General features: G+C 47.9%; 15 protein-coding genes. 11 read left to right on the top strand and 4 right to left on the bottom strand.

Annotated features, from left to right (window positions below):
• The first annotated feature begins 122 nt into the window (after positions 1-122).
• The gene (ald, locus tag ACESOH_RS04160; protein WP_373099912.1) at positions 123-1,235 is read left to right on the top strand and encodes an alanine dehydrogenase; all 1,113 of its coding nucleotides are present in this window, start codon (positions 123-125) and stop codon (positions 1,233-1,235) included.
• A gap of 91 nt (positions 1,236-1,326) precedes the next feature.
• A complete protein-coding gene (locus tag ACESOH_RS04165) occupies positions 1,327-2,691 on the top strand; it encodes a sodium-dependent transporter (protein ID WP_373099914.1) in 1,365 nt (454 codons plus the stop codon).
• Positions 2,692-2,795: 104 nt separating this feature from the next.
• Here the strand turns inward: ACESOH_RS04165 and ACESOH_RS04170 are convergent, their stop codons facing one another.
• A complete protein-coding gene (locus tag ACESOH_RS04170; protein WP_032093872.1) occupies positions 2,796-3,596 on the bottom strand; it encodes a sulfite exporter TauE/SafE family protein in 801 nt (266 codons plus the stop codon).
• A gap of 193 nt (positions 3,597-3,789) precedes the next feature.
• On the opposite strand from ACESOH_RS04170, the gene ACESOH_RS04175 reads away from it, so the two are divergent.
• From ACESOH_RS04175 to rplT, 7 genes are all read left to right on the top strand, one after another.
• Positions 3,790-5,472, top strand: coding sequence for a solute:sodium symporter family transporter (locus ACESOH_RS04175; RefSeq protein WP_373099915.1), 1,683 nt, complete (start codon positions 3,790-3,792; stop codon positions 5,470-5,472).
• A complete protein-coding gene (locus tag ACESOH_RS04180; RefSeq protein ID WP_373099917.1) occupies positions 5,469-6,914 on the top strand; it encodes a sulfatase family protein in 1,446 nt (481 codons plus the stop codon). The genes ACESOH_RS04175 and ACESOH_RS04180 overlap by 4 nt, the downstream gene beginning before the upstream one ends.
• A gap of 105 nt (positions 6,915-7,019) precedes the next feature.
• Positions 7,020-7,619 carry a Crp/Fnr family transcriptional regulator gene (locus tag ACESOH_RS04185; protein WP_032093869.1) on the top strand — a complete coding sequence of 200 codons (600 nt, stop codon included), beginning with the start codon at positions 7,020-7,022 and terminating at the stop codon, positions 7,617-7,619.
• Between the two features lie 6 nt (positions 7,620-7,625).
• The gene (locus ACESOH_RS04190; RefSeq protein ID WP_373099918.1) at positions 7,626-8,771 is read left to right on the top strand and encodes an anaerobic sulfatase maturase; all 1,146 of its coding nucleotides are present in this window, start codon (positions 7,626-7,628) and stop codon (positions 8,769-8,771) included.
• Between the two features lie 309 nt (positions 8,772-9,080).
• On the top strand, positions 9,081-9,578 hold the full coding sequence (gene infC / locus ACESOH_RS04195; protein ID WP_444335310.1) for a translation initiation factor IF-3: 498 nt from the start codon (positions 9,081-9,083) through the stop codon (positions 9,576-9,578).
• Positions 9,579-9,692: 114 nt separating this feature from the next.
• Positions 9,693-9,890 carry a 50S ribosomal protein L35 gene (gene rpmI / locus ACESOH_RS04200; RefSeq protein WP_032109042.1) on the top strand — a complete coding sequence of 66 codons (198 nt, stop codon included), beginning with the start codon at positions 9,693-9,695 and terminating at the stop codon, positions 9,888-9,890.
• A 57-nt stretch (positions 9,891-9,947) separates the two neighbouring features.
• A complete protein-coding gene (gene rplT / locus ACESOH_RS04205) occupies positions 9,948-10,301 on the top strand; it encodes a 50S ribosomal protein L20 (protein WP_005596075.1) in 354 nt (117 codons plus the stop codon).
• A gap of 248 nt (positions 10,302-10,549) precedes the next feature.
• Here rplT and dxs read toward each other — a convergent pair whose 3' ends face one another.
• The 3 genes from dxs to xseB all read right to left on the bottom strand — a co-directional run bounded on the left by dxs (position 10,550) and on the right by xseB (position 13,638).
• Positions 10,550-12,397, bottom strand: coding sequence for a 1-deoxy-D-xylulose-5-phosphate synthase (gene dxs, locus ACESOH_RS04210; protein ID WP_373099921.1), 1,848 nt, complete (start codon positions 12,395-12,397; stop codon positions 10,550-10,552).
• Positions 12,398-12,486: 89 nt separating this feature from the next.
• Positions 12,487-13,377, bottom strand: coding sequence for a (2E,6E)-farnesyl diphosphate synthase (gene ispA / locus ACESOH_RS04215; protein ID WP_373099923.1), 891 nt, complete (start codon positions 13,375-13,377; stop codon positions 12,487-12,489).
• Between the two features lie 12 nt (positions 13,378-13,389).
• Positions 13,390-13,638 (bottom strand): exodeoxyribonuclease VII small subunit, encoded by a 249-nt coding sequence (gene xseB / locus ACESOH_RS04220; protein ID WP_032093864.1) that lies wholly within the window; start codon positions 13,636-13,638, stop codon positions 13,390-13,392.
• Between the two features lie 284 nt (positions 13,639-13,922).
• On the opposite strand from xseB, the gene thiI reads away from it, so the two are divergent.
• Together thiI and ACESOH_RS04230 are read left to right on the top strand one after the other, a co-directional pair.
• Positions 13,923-15,377 carry a tRNA uracil 4-sulfurtransferase ThiI gene (gene thiI / locus ACESOH_RS04225; RefSeq protein ID WP_373099925.1) on the top strand — a complete coding sequence of 485 codons (1,455 nt, stop codon included), beginning with the start codon at positions 13,923-13,925 and terminating at the stop codon, positions 15,375-15,377.
• Positions 15,378-15,416: 39 nt separating this feature from the next.
• Complete coding sequence (locus ACESOH_RS04230; RefSeq protein WP_373099927.1) at positions 15,417-16,199, top strand: MmcQ/YjbR family DNA-binding protein; 783 nt, start codon at positions 15,417-15,419, stop codon at positions 16,197-16,199.
• Positions 16,200-16,211 lie beyond the last annotated feature (12 nt).

Raw genomic sequence — 16,211 nt, forward strand, 5'->3', positions numbered from 1 at the left:
AAGTTGTTATAATGTAATGCAAATGTTGCTGAATCAGGAGGTAAATTTACTCATAAACCGGTCGTTTCATTTTTCGATAAAGGATTTATACGTCAAAATAATAATTTCCAAAGGAGGAAATCATGATTATCGGTTGTCCAAAAGAAGTCAAAGTACAAGAATATCGGGTGGGCTTAACCCCGGCAAATGTGCAATCTTATACGGAAGCGGGGCATAAGGTGTATGTGGAGCATAGCGCCGGTGCGGAAATCGGGTTCTCCGATGAGGCTTATCAGGCCGCCGGCGCGATACTCACCGATAAAACCACCCTGTTTGCCGAAAGTGAGATGATTATCAAAGTCAAAGAACCCATCGAAAGCGAATATCATTTTTTCCGTGAAAACCAGATCCTTTACACCTATCTTCATTTAGCCGCAGACAAACCGCTCACCGACATGTTACTGGCGCGCAAGATTCAATCCATCGCTTATGAAACTATTAAAACCCCTGCCGGTTTGCCTTGTCTGGCGCCGATGAGCGCCATCGCCGGACGGCTGGCAGCGTTGGAAGCGGCGAAATACAGCCAGAAAACCTTTGGCGGTGCGGGCATATTATTAAGCGGAACGGCAGGCACGCCGAAGGCGAAAGTGGTGATTTTAGGCGCCGGCGTCGTCGGGCTGAATGCGGCACAGATTGCCATGGGCATTGGTGCGGATGTGACGATTCTGGACATTAATGCCGCCCGTCTCAGTTATATTGATCAAATTTTTGCCATGCGGATTAAAACCTTAATCAGCTCGCGCGGCAATGTTCTGGCGTTATTGCCGGAAGCGGATGTGGTTATCGGTGCAGTGTTGATTCCGGGCGCAAAAACACCGCACTTGTTGCGTCGTGAGGATCTCAAATTAATGAAAAAAGGCGCGGTATTGGTGGATGTGGCCATTGATCAGGGCGGGTGCTTCGAAACCTCGAAACCGACCACCCATAATGATCCGATTTATGAGATTGACGGCGTGATCCACTATTGTGTCGCTAACATGCCGGGCTGTGTCGCGCAAACCTCCACATTGGGATTGACCGATTCCACTCTGGAATACGGCTTGAAAATCGCGGCGTTGGGCGTGAAAGAGGCCTGTTTGTCTGATCTCGCGCTATTGCAAGGGCTGAATACCTACAATGGCAAATGTACCTTTAAAGGCGTCACGGAAGCCTTCGGGCTTGTCTATACCGAGCCGAAAGCCGCGTTAAGCGCATAAAACGTCTTACTATCCGTTCAACATTGTTTGCAAAATATCCTCTGGTTTTTATCACGAGGGGATATTTTTGATCCCTGAAAGAGGTGAAATCATGCATCGGAACACAACAAAACATGCGCGTCACGCCTGGTCCAGTCAATTAACCTATATATTAACCGTGGCGGGGGCCACCGTAGGCTTCGGCGCAACTTGGCGTTTTCCTTATTTAGTCGGTGAAAACGGGGGCGGCGCCTATGTATTATTATTCTGTATCGCCATGATCATCATCGGTATTCCGATGATTCTGGTGGAAAATGTTATCGGGCGTCGCATGCAGGTGAATGCTATTGATGCGTTTGGCGGTCAAGCCAACGGGAAAAAAATTCATCCCGGCTGGAAAATACTGGGTTATATGGGCTTGCTGGGGGCATTCGGTATTCTGGCCTATTATATGGTGCTGGGCGGCTGGGTCTTGACCTATATCGGAAGCCTGATTTCCGGTGATTTGGATCTGTCGCAGCATGTAACCATTGAAACCACATCGGCATTTTTTAATGATCATATTCGCGATGCCCCGAAAACAGTGTTAATTTATACCGCACTTTTTGTGGCGATCAATTACGTTATTCTGATCAAAGGCATTAAAGAGGGCATTGAGCGCTCGGTGAAGATGTTAATGCCGTTATTGTTTATTTTTCTCATGATCATGATTGTCCGCAATATCACGTTACCGGGCGCGATGGAAGGGATTAAATTTTATCTGGTGCCGGATTTTTCCAAAATCAGCAACACGCTCTTCGTATTTGTGTTAGGGCAGGTGTTCTTTGCCTTAAGTTTGGGATTCGGCGTATTGATTACCTTATCCAGCTACCTTTCCAAACAGGAAAATCTGGTTAAAACCGCCATGGTAACGGGCGTTATCAACACATTAATTGCGCTGGCGGCGGGATTTATGATTTTCCCCTCCTTATTTACCTTTAACGTTGCGCCGAACTCGGGGCCGACTCTGGTCTTTCAAAGCCTGCCGATTGTATTTTCGCATATGTGGGCAGGCACGCTGTTTGCCGTGATCTTTTTTGCTTTATTGATTACCGCGGCATTAACCACCTCCATTACGATTTATGAGGTGCTGGTGACCGCCCTGCAGGAGAAAACGGCCTTGACCCGCGGACAATCCATCAGTGTGATTCTGTTCGGCGTTTTTGTTTGCGGTAATGTGCCGTCCGTGCTGGGCGATAACCTCTGGCGCCATGTGCATATTATGGGGCTGAGTATTTTTGATGCGTTTGATTATGCCAGCGGCAATATTCTATTTATCCTTACGGCATTGGGCAGTGCAATGTTTGTCGGTTATGTATTAAAAGACGAGGCGAAACGGGAGCTGGGCGCAGGTAAAAAACTGACCGCACTTTGGTTCAATTATGTCCGTTATGTGATCCCGGTTATTATTCTGGTGATTTTTATTCATTCGCTTTAGCACTTGCAGGCAATATGTCGTTATTTTGCCTTTTAAGACGCCTATACAAAGCGCAATCCGCACGTTTTACCTGCGGATTGTTCTATCTGACGGGATTAAATCGCTTACTTTATCCCATAGGCGATGAGCATATATGCCGCAATGCCTAATAAAATAAGGCCGAGTAATTTTCGGGCAATCGCGGGGGATAAAATGCCGCGGATTTTCATGGACAAAAAACTGGTGGCAAAGGAGCTGAGCACAACGATGATTGCGATGGAAAAATTGACATAACCGATTTGCCAGCCGTATTGAATGTGAAACGGGGCAGTTTTGGATAAATAACCGTACAGGCTGCCCAGTCCGCCGATGACCATCATATAATTGGTGTAAGGGGCGATTTGATAGGCCGAAATACTGCGTAATTGCCCGATAAGCGGTGCCATAATGGAACCGCCGCCGATGCCCGTCATACCGGCAATGCTGCCACCGAAGAAACACAAGGCGATGCCTTTGAGATTTTCGCTTGGCGCGGCCGTGTCATGTGAGGCGACCGGTTTACAGAAAAGCGTTCTGAGGGCCAGTGTCGTCAAGGTCATAATAAAAACGCTGATGATAATGGTCTCATGGACATAAAAACTGGCTTCAAAACCGAGTTGCACGCCCGCGATCATCCCCAAAGACCATAACAGCATTGCTTTGTAATTAATCCGAATATTTTGTTTATAGAAATAAAAAAGATTGATGAGCGATGAACCTATCACAATGGTGAGCGAGGTTGCCGCCACCATCTGAAACGGGAACTCCGGAAAAAGCGTGTACAGCATGGGAACCATCAAGACGCCGCCGCCGATACCAAAAATTGCCGACATTAAATTCGTCAACATGCCGCAACAGACTAAAATAACAATAAGTTGTAAAGCCATAATAACAGCCCTCTTAATTTTTTGCGTATTATGGTGCGACATCATGTCGTCGGATTATGATCATGCTCATAATGTTGAAATTTCTTTGCCGAACTGTGATCCGCTTCACACTATCCCTATGACAACTATCATAGTTTTTTAATTTTGCGTGTATTACCCTAACAACGTATCTAAGTATAAAGGGGATAATAATATGTTAGTTACGATCATATCTTTCTTACTTGTCACAGGTCTTGTGGCGTATATTTCCTGGTTGAAAACCAAGAATGATGACCTCAGCACGTCCAACGGTTATTTTTTGGCCGGACGCGGTTTGAGTGGTTTGGTTATCGGTTGTTCTATGGTGTTGACGTCACTTTCTACGGAGCAATTAATCGGCGTCAACGCGGTGTCTTATCAAGGCAACTTTTCCATTATTGCCTGGACGGTGCCGACAGTGATTCCACTTTGTTTTCTGGCCATTTATATGTTGCCGAAGTATTTGCGTAACGGTTACACCACCGTGCCGGAATTCTTTGAAAGCCGTTTTGACCGTCAAACCCGTTTAATTATGTCTGCGCTGTTCTTAGCGTTTTATCTTTTAATCGTTATTCCGACCGCACTTTACACCGGTGCCATCGCGTTCAATAAAATTTTCAATTTGGAAACGGCATTTGGTTTAAGCTACGGCGCGGCGATTACTTATACGGTGATTGCCATCGGCGTGGTGGGCGCGATTTACGCCATCTTCGGCGGTTTAAAAGCAGTGGCGGTTTCTGATACCATCAACGCGATAATTCTTGTTATCGGTGCATTGCTTGTGCCGTTTTTTGCCTTGATGTATTTGGGTGACGGCAGCGTTTCCGCCGGCCTGCATACCATTACAACCACCCACATTGAAAAGTGGAACGCGGTGGGCGGGCCGGACGATGCCACACCATGGCCGACTATTTTCACCGGGATTATGGTGGTGCATTTCTTCTACTGGACGACTAATCAGGCTATCGTACAACGTTGTCTGGGCGCGAAAGATTTAAAATCCGGTCAAAAAGGCATTCTGACTTCCGCGTTATTTTTATTAACGCTGCCCATCATTTTAAATGTGCCGGGGTTATTGAGTTTTCACATTCTGGGTGACGGTGTAAATCCGATTGACGCCTCTTACCCGCTGTTAGTGAATAAAGTGTTGCCGACGTGGTTGCAAGGCTTCTTTATTGCGGCATTGTTCGGGGCGATTTTGAGTACCTTCAACTCGTTTTTAAACTCCGCCGCCACCATTTACTGCAAAGATTTATTGCCTTTCATCAGCAAAAAAGTGCGGTCGGAACAAGAGTTAATCGTGTATGCGAAAAAAGTGTCCACCATTATGGCGATCGTCACCATGATCTTCGCGCCGTTATTGATGTTCGGTACGGACGGGATTTTCCTGATCACCAAACGATTTGCCGGTTTCGTGAATATTCCGATTGTGGCATTATTCGCGGTCGGGATGTTTAATAAAACCGTCTCCGGCAAAGCGGCGCGCATTGCATTGCTCTCCCATGTCATTCTGTATTTCTGCATCGTTTGGGTGTTTGACGTGAAAATTAATTTCGTGTACGTCATGGGCGGGTTATTCGTGTTCGATGTGGCGTTAATGCTCCTCTTAGGTCAATTCTTAAGACGTGAGCCTTATATCGAAAATAAAGAAAACTTAGGCAATGTGGATTTAACCGACTGGAAATATTTAAAAGTCACCAGCGTATCATTAATTTTAGGCTTGTTCGCACTGTATGCTTTCCTTTCTCCGATTGGGATGGCTTCCGAAAACGGCACGCCGTTAATGGTGTTAGGCGTATGGGCGGTATTGCAGCTTATCGTGTTGCTGGTGGTGCGCAATAAAGAGGCAAAACAATGAATATTATCTATATCTTACTGGATCAGGTTCGCAAAGATATGATCGGCGCCTACGGGCATCAGATCGTAAAAACACCGAATTTGGATCGTTTGGCCAAGGAAGGCATTCGTTTTAACAACGCGTTCACCCCGGCGTCGGTGTGCGGCCCAGCGCGTACGTCTTTATTCACCGGTTTAATGCCGTCTTCCCATGGCATTATTCGTAACGGCGAAAAAGGCGGCAGCGGTGAAGTAAGCCGGGATGCACCGCATATCGGGAAACTGGACGCGTATAATACTTATTTATTGGGCAAATGGCACGTCGGCACCAAATCCGTACCGGAAGATTACGGCATTCAAGGACATAACTTCGACGGTTACGGCTATCCGGGCAGCGGGGTGTATAAAAATCTGGTATTTAACCAACCGCCGACTCATTCCAACCGTTACAAAGCATGGCTGGAAGAAAAAGGTTATGCAATTCCCGAGGTGAGCAACGCCTATTTCGGCGATAATCCGCATTTGCGCGTGCAGGAGTTGTGCGGTTTGCTTTCCGGTAGCAAGGCGCAAACCATTCCGTATTTCATCATTGACGAGGCGAAAAAATATATTCGGCAATCCCTCGACGAGGGTAAGCCGTTTTTCGCCTGGATTAACTTCTGGGGCCCGCACACGCCTTGCATTGTGCCGGAACCTTATTATTCTATGTATCGCAAAGAAGATGTGGTGCTGGATGAAAGTTTCTTCAAACCGCTGGAAGGCAAACCGGGACATTATCGCACCATTTCCAAAATGTGGGGCATGTGGGAAGCCAGCGAAGATCACTGGAAAGAAGTGATTACCAAATTTTGGGGCTATATCACCTTAATTGACGATGCTATCGGCGATCTGCTAGCCTTTTTAGAAAAGCAGCAAATTTATGACCGCACTTTTATGGTCGTAACGGCCGATCACGGTGATGCCATGGGCGCCCACCGCATGATTGAAAAAGGCGAGTTCATGTTTGATACCACCTACAATATTCCGCTGATCGTCAAAGACCCGCGTTCCGACCGGGCGAATCAGCAAGATGACAATTTGGTTTATCTGCATGATTTAACCTCGACGGTATATGATTTGGCCAATCAACCGATTCCGCAGGAATTTGAGGGCGAAACCATTTTACCGATCGTGCGGGAAAATAAAGATAACGGACGTCAGGGCGTGTTGGCGCAGCTTGCCGGTCATTTCGTGTATTTCGAACAGCGCATGTGGCGCCGCAAAGACTATAAATTGGTGTTTAATGCCTCCGATTTATGCGAGCTGTATGATGTGCGTAAAGACCCGGGAGAGATGCACAATTTGTTCTATGATCCGGAGTATCGGGCAATTAAAAAGACAATGCTGGAAGAAATGCGGGCGGAAATGCAACGGCTCGGCGATCCGCTGGAAAACTGGGTTTATCGCATTATTGATGAAATTTAGCGATCAATTTTATTAAGAAAGCGACCTGGCTCGCTTTCTTCTCTTATCGCCGGTGACAATAAAAATACCTGAAAAACGCACCGCACTTTTAAGGAAAAAATGAACATGACGGAACACCGACTTATTTTACCTACGGATTTAAAAGACTGCCAATTAACCTATTTACATCAACTTGCCAAAGGCATGACCGTTTACAATCAAGGGGAAAAAGCACAAGAATTTTATTATGTGCAACAAGGCCTGATCGGGCTGTATCATATGCTGGATAACGGCAAGGAAAGTCTGGCGCGCTTGTATAAACAAGGGGATTATTTTGGTTTTCGCACGTTATTCGGTTTGGGCGACAGCCGCTATCACTGCAATGCCAAAGTGTTGATTGAGGCGGAAATTATCCGAATCAAGCCGGAAAATATCGATCGTTTTTTCACCGATAATCTGCAAATGAGTAAAATCTTATTGCAAACCATTGCCAATGAATTAGGCGATGCGGAGCAGCGTTTAGCCAAAAGCGCCTATTTGCACACCCTTGATCGCGTGATTGACAGCCTGTATTTTTTGAACACCAATTTTCCTTATTACAACTGGACATATCGCGAAATCGCCGAATATGCCGGTTGTGAAACGGAAACCGCCATTCGCATTGCAAAAGCGTTAAAGCAAAAAGGGTTGTTGACCGATTTATTGTCTGCTCATAAAGGAAAATAACGCGTAATGGCATTTTTCGCACCACAAGCCCATTTTCATTTAATGGCAAAACCGAGCAGTTTTCATTGTAATATTCAATGCGAATATTGCTTTTATTTGTCAAAGGAAAAAGACTTCGGGGCGCAAGCGCCCTTTATGTCACTGGATACCTTGCGCAATTATGTGAAAAATTACATTGAATCCCATGCCGGCAATCGGGTGGAATTTGCCTGGCAGGGAGGGGAGCCGACATTACTCGGGCTGGATTTCTTCAAAAGTGCGGTCGATTTTCAGCGCGAATTTGCCAACGGCAAAACCATTACCAACGCTTTTCAAACCAACGGTTTGGCGCTCAATCGGCAATGGGCGGAATTTTTTAAACGACATCAATTTCTTATCGGGTTATCCATTGACGGGCTGAGTGCGGTGCATAATCGTTATCGTATTTCAAGCAACGGCAACCCGACCTTTGAGAAAGTGGTCAGCGCGCTGGAATTGCTGAAAGCCTATCAGGTGGATTTTAATACCCTGACCGTGGTAAACGATCAAAATTGGCACAAGGGAAAAGACACTTATTTAGCCCTTAAAGCACTGGGTGCCACTTTTATGCAATTTATCCCCGTCGTGGAACGCAAAGCGCGGCAATCTGCCGAAACCACGGATTTTTCCGTGCCGCCGGAGGGCTTCGGGCGTTTTTTGCTGGATGTGTTTAACATCTGGAAAAAAGACGATGTGGGGCGCATTTTTGTATTGGAGTTTGACAATTTATTGGGGCAATGGCTGGGCTATCCGTCCGGCAGTTGCGTTCATCAGCCCACCTGCGGTAAATCGCTGGTGGTGGAAGCCAATGGCGATGTCTATTCTTGCGATCATTATGTGTATCCGGAATATAAAATCGGCAATTTAAATGAACAATCCCTTGAGCGCTTGGTATTATCGGCCCGGCAGCAACAATTCGGTAGGGAAAAACTCACGCGGCTTACCAGTATTTGTCAACAATGCGAGGTGCGCCGTTTATGCCAGGGCGGTTGTCCGAAACATCGCTTCGTTGCTGTGCCGAACGAGAGCGCTAAACACAATTATTTGTGCGCCTCATACCGCTATTTTTTCCACCAGACCGCCGCCGAGATGCAACGCATGTGCCGACAAATTCGTGGCACCGATTGCGCATAACCGCGAAGAAAGGTCGTTTATCAAAACAGGTTGGATTTTATACGATACAAAAATCCGCTTCAGCGTTTCCGGTTTGACTATGTTCTTATAATAAAAGCGCTTAAAAGCCCTGTTATGCCGTGTTCGGCTATTGCTTAACACGATAAAATTCTGTAAAATGCACCTCGTTTTTTGCGCATTATCAGCGCGCTGAAATGAATTTAACTTCTGTTCTTAATAGATAAAACAGCAGTGTTGTGACTTAATTAATAGAGGAATAATACTATTAAAACCGTAAAAAAAGCACCCGTAGTCAATCGTCCGAATCGTATTAATGATGAAATTCGTGTGAAAGAAGTCCGTTTAATTGATCAAGACGGCGAGCAGGCGGGAATCGTCAGTATTCAGGAGGCTTTGGAAAAAGCCGAAGCATTAGAGCTGGATCTTGTGGAAATCAGTCCTAACGCGGAACCGCCGGTGTGCCGTATTATGAATTACGGTAAATTCCTTTACGAGAAAGGCAAAGCTGCAAAAGAGCAGAAGAAAAAGCAGAAAGTCGTGCAGGTGAAGGAAATTAAATTCCGTCCCGGCACAGACGAAGGCGACTATCAGGTAAAACTACGCAGCCTGATTCGCTTTCTGGAAGACGGGGATAAAGCGAAAATTACCGTTCGTTTCCGCGGACGCGAAATGGCGCATCAAGATATCGGTTTAGACGTGCTGGAACGTGTTAAAAACGATTTGGCCGAGATTGCCGTGGTGGAATCCGCCCCGGGTAAGCTCGAAGGTCGTCAGGCCATTATGGTACTTGCCCCGAAAAAGAAATAGTCAGCGCATTACAAGTAACAAAAGTGCGGTCGAATTTCATGTTGTTTTTTGACCGCACTTTTATTCGCCTGACTATCTGATGTTAAACTTAAACAATGCGGAGTTTATAAAACAATGCCTAAAATTAAAACAGTACGTGGTGCTGCCAAGCGTTTCAAAAAGACGGCTTCCGGCGGTTTCAAACGTAAACAGTCTCACTTACGTCATATTCTGACTAAGAAAACCACTAAACGTAAACGTCATTTACGCCATAAATCCATGGTTGCGCAAGCGGATCAGGTTTTAGTCGTAGCGTGCCTGCCATACGCATAAGCACGGGCGTACGTTCAGTTAAATTTTAGTTCATTAATAGACATAGGAGATTAAATAATGGCTCGTGTAAAACGTGGTGTTATTGCAAGAGCGCGTCATAAGAAAGTTCTTAAGGCGGCTAAAGGTTATTATGGTGCGCGTTCCCGCGTTTATCGCGTTGCGTTCCAAGCGGTGATTAAAGCCGGTCAGTATGCTTATCGTGACCGTCGTCAACGTAAACGTCAGTTCCGTCAGTTATGGATCGCGCGTATTAATGCAGCAGCACGTCAGAATGGTTTATCTTACAGCAAATTCATCAATGGCCTGAAAAAAGCCTCTGTTGAAATCGACCGTAAGATTCTGGCCGACATTGCGGTATTCGACAAAGTGGCTTTCGCTGCGTTAGTTGAAAAAGCAAAATCTGCGCTTTAATTTTATAAAGTACAGAAAATCAGGACGCTTTAGGGCGTCCTTTTTTGTGCCTGACGAAAAAAGCGCCGTAGATAGTTGTTCGGCGGCAGCTATTTGGGAAATAAAAAACCGCTACCCAAAGATTGAGTAGCGGGGAGGTCTTAATATAAGAAAGATTTCTAAAAAGACAACTGCATTTGCAGTGCACTAGCATTAACTAAGACTGGCAAAGTGAGAAAGAGTTCACAAAATTTTTAAAAATATTCGTTTTATGCGAGAAATTCCTTGATTTGCGCAGTGATGCCCGCCGCATCCAGTTTCAGTTCCGCCAGTATTTCCTGTTGCGTGCCCTGCGGGATAAAAAAGTCCGGCAAGCCTAATTGCAGCAAGCGGCAATGATGGCGACCGGTGTTCAGCACTTCCGCCACCGCGCTGCCGGCGCCGCCCTGCACGGCATTTTCTTCCAGCGTGACGATAAGATCATAATCGTCGGCGGTTTGGTGAATGCGCTGTGCGTCGATCGGCTTGACAAAACACATATCGACTACGGTGGCGTTCAGTTCGTCGGCGGCGCGCAACGCGTGCGGCAATAAGGTACCGAAATTTAAAATGGCGATTTTCTCCCCTTGACGTACCAATTTGGATTGACCGAGCGGCAGTGCCTGCAACGGTTCCAGTTTTACGCCGCCGGCGTTGCCGCGCGGATAGCGCACCGCGGCCGGTTTGCCGCAATGATAGCCGGTATAAAGCATTTGGCGGCATTCGTTTTCATCGCTTGGCGTCATAATCACCAGATTCGGAATACAACGCATAAAGCTGATATCGAAGGCGCCCTGATGGGTTTGACCGTCCGCTCCCACCACGCCGGCGCGATCAATGGCAAATAACACCGGCAGATTTTGGATCGCCACATCGTGAATCAGTTGATCATAAGCGCGTTGCAGAAACGTGGAATAAATCGCCACCACCGGTTTATAGCCGCCGATGGCCAATCCCGCCGCAAAGGTGACGGCATGCTGTTCGGCAATCGCCACATCAAAATATTGCTGCGGAAAACGATTGGAAAACTCCACCATGCCGGAACCCTCGCGCATGGCAGGGGTGATGCCGATTAATTTCGGATCCTGCTGCGCCATTTCGCACAGCCAGTTGCCGAAAATCTGCGAATAGGTCGGAGTGGCGGAGGATTTCGGCAATTCGCCGCTGAGGCGGTCGAATTTAGGCACACCGTGAAACCCGATAGGATCGTTTTCCGCCGGCGCATAGCCTTTGCCTTTTTTGGTTTTAACATGTAAAAACTGCGGGCCGCTGAGCGAGCTCATGTTTTTCAGCGTGCTGATCAACTCATCAATATTATGGCCGTCGATCGGGCCGATATAATTGAAACCGAGGGTTTCGAACAGCGTTCCCACCGGCGATACGAAACCTTTCATATGTTCTTCGGTTTTTTTCACGAACTCTTTAATCGGCGGCAGGCCGGACAGAATTTTTTTGCCGCTTTCGCGAATGGTCGAATAGAAGGCGCCGGAAAACAGGCGGGCGAGGTGATTGTTCAGGGCGCCGACATTTTCTGAAATCGACATTTCGTTATCGTTTAAAATCACCAGCATATCGGTATGCAGCGAACCGGCATGATTCAGCGCTTCGAACGCCATGCCGGCGGTAATGGCGCCGTCGCCGATCACACAAACGGTTTTGCGTCCGGCATTTTCTTTTTGGGCGGCAATGGCGATCCCCAAACCGGCGCCGATAGAGGTTGAGGAGTGGCCGACGCTGAGTACGTCAAACTCGCTTTCTTCCCGCCACGGAAACGGATGCAGCCCGTCTTTTTGCCGGATGGTGGACATGCGATCGCGCCGTCCGGTAAGAATTTTGTGCGGATAGGCCTGATGACCCACATCCCAGATAAGCTGGTCAAAGGGCGTTTTAAATACATAATGCAACGCCACCGTCAGCTCCACCGTCCCCAGTCCGGAAGCCAGATGACCGCTGCTTTGACTGACACTTTCCAACAAATAATCGCGCAGTTCGCTGCACAGTTGCGGCAGCTGTTCTTTGCTTAAAAGACGCAAATCATCAGGCGAATTAATTAATGATAAAAGAGGATAATTTTGCATTGTTCATCAATCCCAAAATAGTCTAAATTCGAACCGCACTTTAAATGATCGGGCGTTCCGTTTGTTATGTTTCATTGCGCCGTGTAACGTCAGCTTTGCCGGTTCACGACGAATGCCGCCAGCGCGCGCAAGGCACCGGTGTCGAACGGCACATCATCCAGCGCCTGCAGCGCCTGTCGGTAAAGTTCCTGCGCTTTTTGTTTCGCGCCGTCCAGCCCGAGCAATTTCGGATAGGTGCTTTTGTCGGCGGCTAAATCGGCACCGACGGTTTTGCCGGTGAGGCTGCTTTCGCCTTCAATATCCAGAATATCGTCCTGCACCTGAAAAGCCAGCCCGATGGCCGTGGCATAGCGCGTCAATTGTTGTTCAAGCTGCGAATCGGCGAAATGCGGCGAACAGAGAAAGCCTGCCTTCAGCGCGGCGCACAGCAGCGCACCGGTTTTATTGCGATGGATTTTTTCCAGTTCTGCAAGGTTTACCTGCCGGTGTTCGGCGATTAAATCCAGACTTTGCCCTAAACACATGCCGTTAACGCCGGAGGCCTGCGCCAGATTTGTCACCAGCGCCAGTTTTTGTTGCGCGGCCAAATCCGGGGTTTGGGTGAGGATTTCAAAGGCAAAGGTTTGCAGCGCATCGCCGGCCAGAATTGCCGTCGCTTCGTCAAAGGCGATATGGCAGGTCGGTTGACCTCGGCGTAAATGATCGTTATCCATCGCCGGCAGATCGTCGTGAATCAGTGAATAGGCATGAATGGCTTCAATGCCGGCGGCGGCGTAATCCAGCTGCGCCATTTGTGCGCCCAGCATGCGTCCGGTGGCGTAAGTCAGAAAGGGTCTGACCCGTTTGCCGCCGAGCAGCAGGCCGTATTTCATCGCCTCGGCAAGCGGCGACGGGCGGCTGTCGATGCGGGCGAAACGGTCGGTTAAGAATTGATTGATACGTTGCTGGAGCTGTTGTAAATCCCGGGTAAATTGATACATACGATTCGCTTATTATTCGTCGTTCGGTTGATAATCACTTAATTCCGCACTGTCGTTTTTTTGCAGTAAAATCTGAATGCGTTGCTCGGCCTGCTGCAAACGTTCCTGTCCTTGTCGGGCGAGCGTAATGCCGGTTTCAAAATCTTTTAACGCCTCTTCCAGCGATAAATCGCCGCTTTCCAGACGGGAAACGACCGCTTCCAGCTGGTTGAGCGTCGTTTCAAAATCCGCCGCCGGTTTTTCCACGGGTTTACGAGCCATGTGCAATCCTTGAGTTCAAACTGATTTAAAGTGGATTATTGTACTGTATTTTTGGCGCGTTGTTAAAAAATACTGCGGTTTTTGTGATAGATCTGACAGATTTCGAGAGCTCTTCCTCCGCGTTCAGGCAGGGCGAGGAAAAACGGCTGAAACGCACCGCACTTTACATTGCGCAGGCTAACGTAGCGCGAAAGAGAAGACGGGCGAAAAGGAAATTGGGGATTAAGCCAAGATGTTGTACAATAGCGCCGATTTTTTACAAAACAGAAATAAGCCATTCAACGATGAAATTTATTATTAAACTTTTTCCCGAAATTATGATTAAAAGCGAGAGCGTGCGTAAGCGCTTCGTGAAGATTCTGACCGGCAATATCCGCAATATTTTACATAACTATGACGAAACTATCGCGGTGGTGCGCCATTGGGATTATATTGAAGTGCGGTCGAAAAATGCCGAAAACCGACCGCACTTAATCGAATTATTACAGCGCATTCCCGGCATCCATCATTTTCTCGAAGTCGAGGAAAAACCGTTTACCGATTTGCACGATATTTTTCAGCACACCTTGCAGCAGGTGGCGTCGCAGCTGGAAAACAAAACGTTCTGCGTGCGAGTGAAACGCAAGGGCAAACATACTTTCAGCTCGCTGGAAGCGGAACGCTATGTGGGCGGCGGGCTGAATCAGCACATCGCCAGTGCGAAAGTGAAATTAAGCAAACCCGATGTGACGGTGCGCATTGATATTGAAGATGATCGCATGATGCTGATTAACGCGCGCCATGCCGGCATCGGCGGTTATCCTATCGGCACGCAGGAAGATGTGCTGTCGCTGATTTCCGGCGGTTTTGATTCCGGCGTCTCCAGTTATATGCTGATCCGGCGCGGTTCGCGGGTGCATTATTGCTTTTTTAATCTGGGCGGCGCGGCGCATGAAATCGGGGTAAAACAGATGGCGTATCATCTCTGGCAGCGCTTCGGCAGTTCCCATAAAGTGCGTTTTGTGGCGATTAATTTCGAGCCGGTGGTGGCGGAAATTCTGGAAAAGGTGGACAGCGGGCAAATGGGCGTAGTGCTGAAACGCATGATGGTACGCGCGGCCGGCCGTGTGGCGGAACGTTTCGGCATTCAGGCGATTGTCACCGGCGAGGCGCTCGGGCAGGTTTCCAGCCAAACGCTGACCAATTTACGTTTAATTGACGAGGCGGCGCCGACACTGGTACTGCGCCCGCTGATCAGCCATGATAAAGAACAGATTATCGCAATGGCAAAGCATATCGGTACCGACGATATTGCCAAATCCATGCCGGAATTTTGCGGGGTGATCTCAAAAAATCCGACGGTAAAAGCGGTGAAGGCGAAAATCGAAGCGGAAGAAGCGCATTTTAACTTTGAAGTGCTGGAAAGTGCGGTGCAAAATGCGCAATATTTGGATATTCGCCAGATTGCCGCCCAAACGGAAAAAGACGTGGTGGAAGTGGACACAGTTTCTGTGTTGGCGGACGACGATGTGATTGTGGATATCCGCAGTCCGGAAGAACGCGATGAAAATCCGCTGCAAGCGGCAGGGCGGCAGGTGATTGTGATGCCGTTTTATAAATTATCCGCCCAGTTCGGGAGTTTGGATCAAACGAAACATTATGCGCTGTATTGCGAGCGCGGTGTAATGAGCAAATTGCAGGCGTTGTATCTGAAAGAAAACGGCTTTGACAATGTCAAAGTGTTCAATCGAAAAGCGTAACCTTTTATCAACTAGTGGGATCAGGCGGAGGAAAGTGCGGTGAAAAATCAACCGAAACAATCGGCCCTGCGTGAGGATATTCTGGCCTTTGCGCGGCAACAATACGGCAGCGAAGCGGAATATTTATGGCGCACTTCACCGGATTCGGCCATTTTGCGTCATAGTGATAACCGCAAATGGTATGCGGTGTTTATGACGGTGGAGCGGGAAAAACTCGGCCTCGGCACGGGCGGCAACACGCAGATTATGAATGTAAAATGTGACCCTGTCATTCACGCCGCTTTTCTCACCCAGAAAGGTTTCCTGCCGGGCTATCACATGCATCACGGGCATTGGCTGAGCGTGCTGCTGGACGGTTCGGTAGATAAAGACACGATTGTTTTTCTGCTCAATTCCAGTTTTGATCTGACCGCCAGCCGCCAAACCCATAAGCGGTTCGGCATTGCCCGCTATACGGAATGGCTGGTGCCGGCGAATCCGAAATATTACGATATTGAAAGCCAATTGCATGAAAATGACGTGATTTTCTGGAAACAGAGCAACAATATCGCGGTGGACGATACGGTTTATATTTATGTCACCGCGCCGACCGCCGCGCTGCGTTATAAATGTCAGGTGCTGGAAGTCAATATTCCGCGTAAGTATGAAAAGGGCGATCTGCGTATCAAACGGGTAATGCGGATTAAATGCCTGCAAAAATATGCGCCGCACTTATTCGGACGGGAAAAACTGCGCGAATTCGGCATCTCCGCCGTGTGCGGGCCGCGCCATATGCCGCGTGCGTTGAGCGATGAAATCGCACGTTTAAGTGCAGATAATTAAAAGCCCGGCCGC

Origin of the sequence: Necropsobacter rosorum, assembly GCF_964241405.1 — a bacterium.
In the GTDB taxonomy this organism is placed as follows: domain Bacteria; phylum Pseudomonadota; class Gammaproteobacteria; order Enterobacterales; family Pasteurellaceae; genus Necropsobacter; species Necropsobacter rosorum.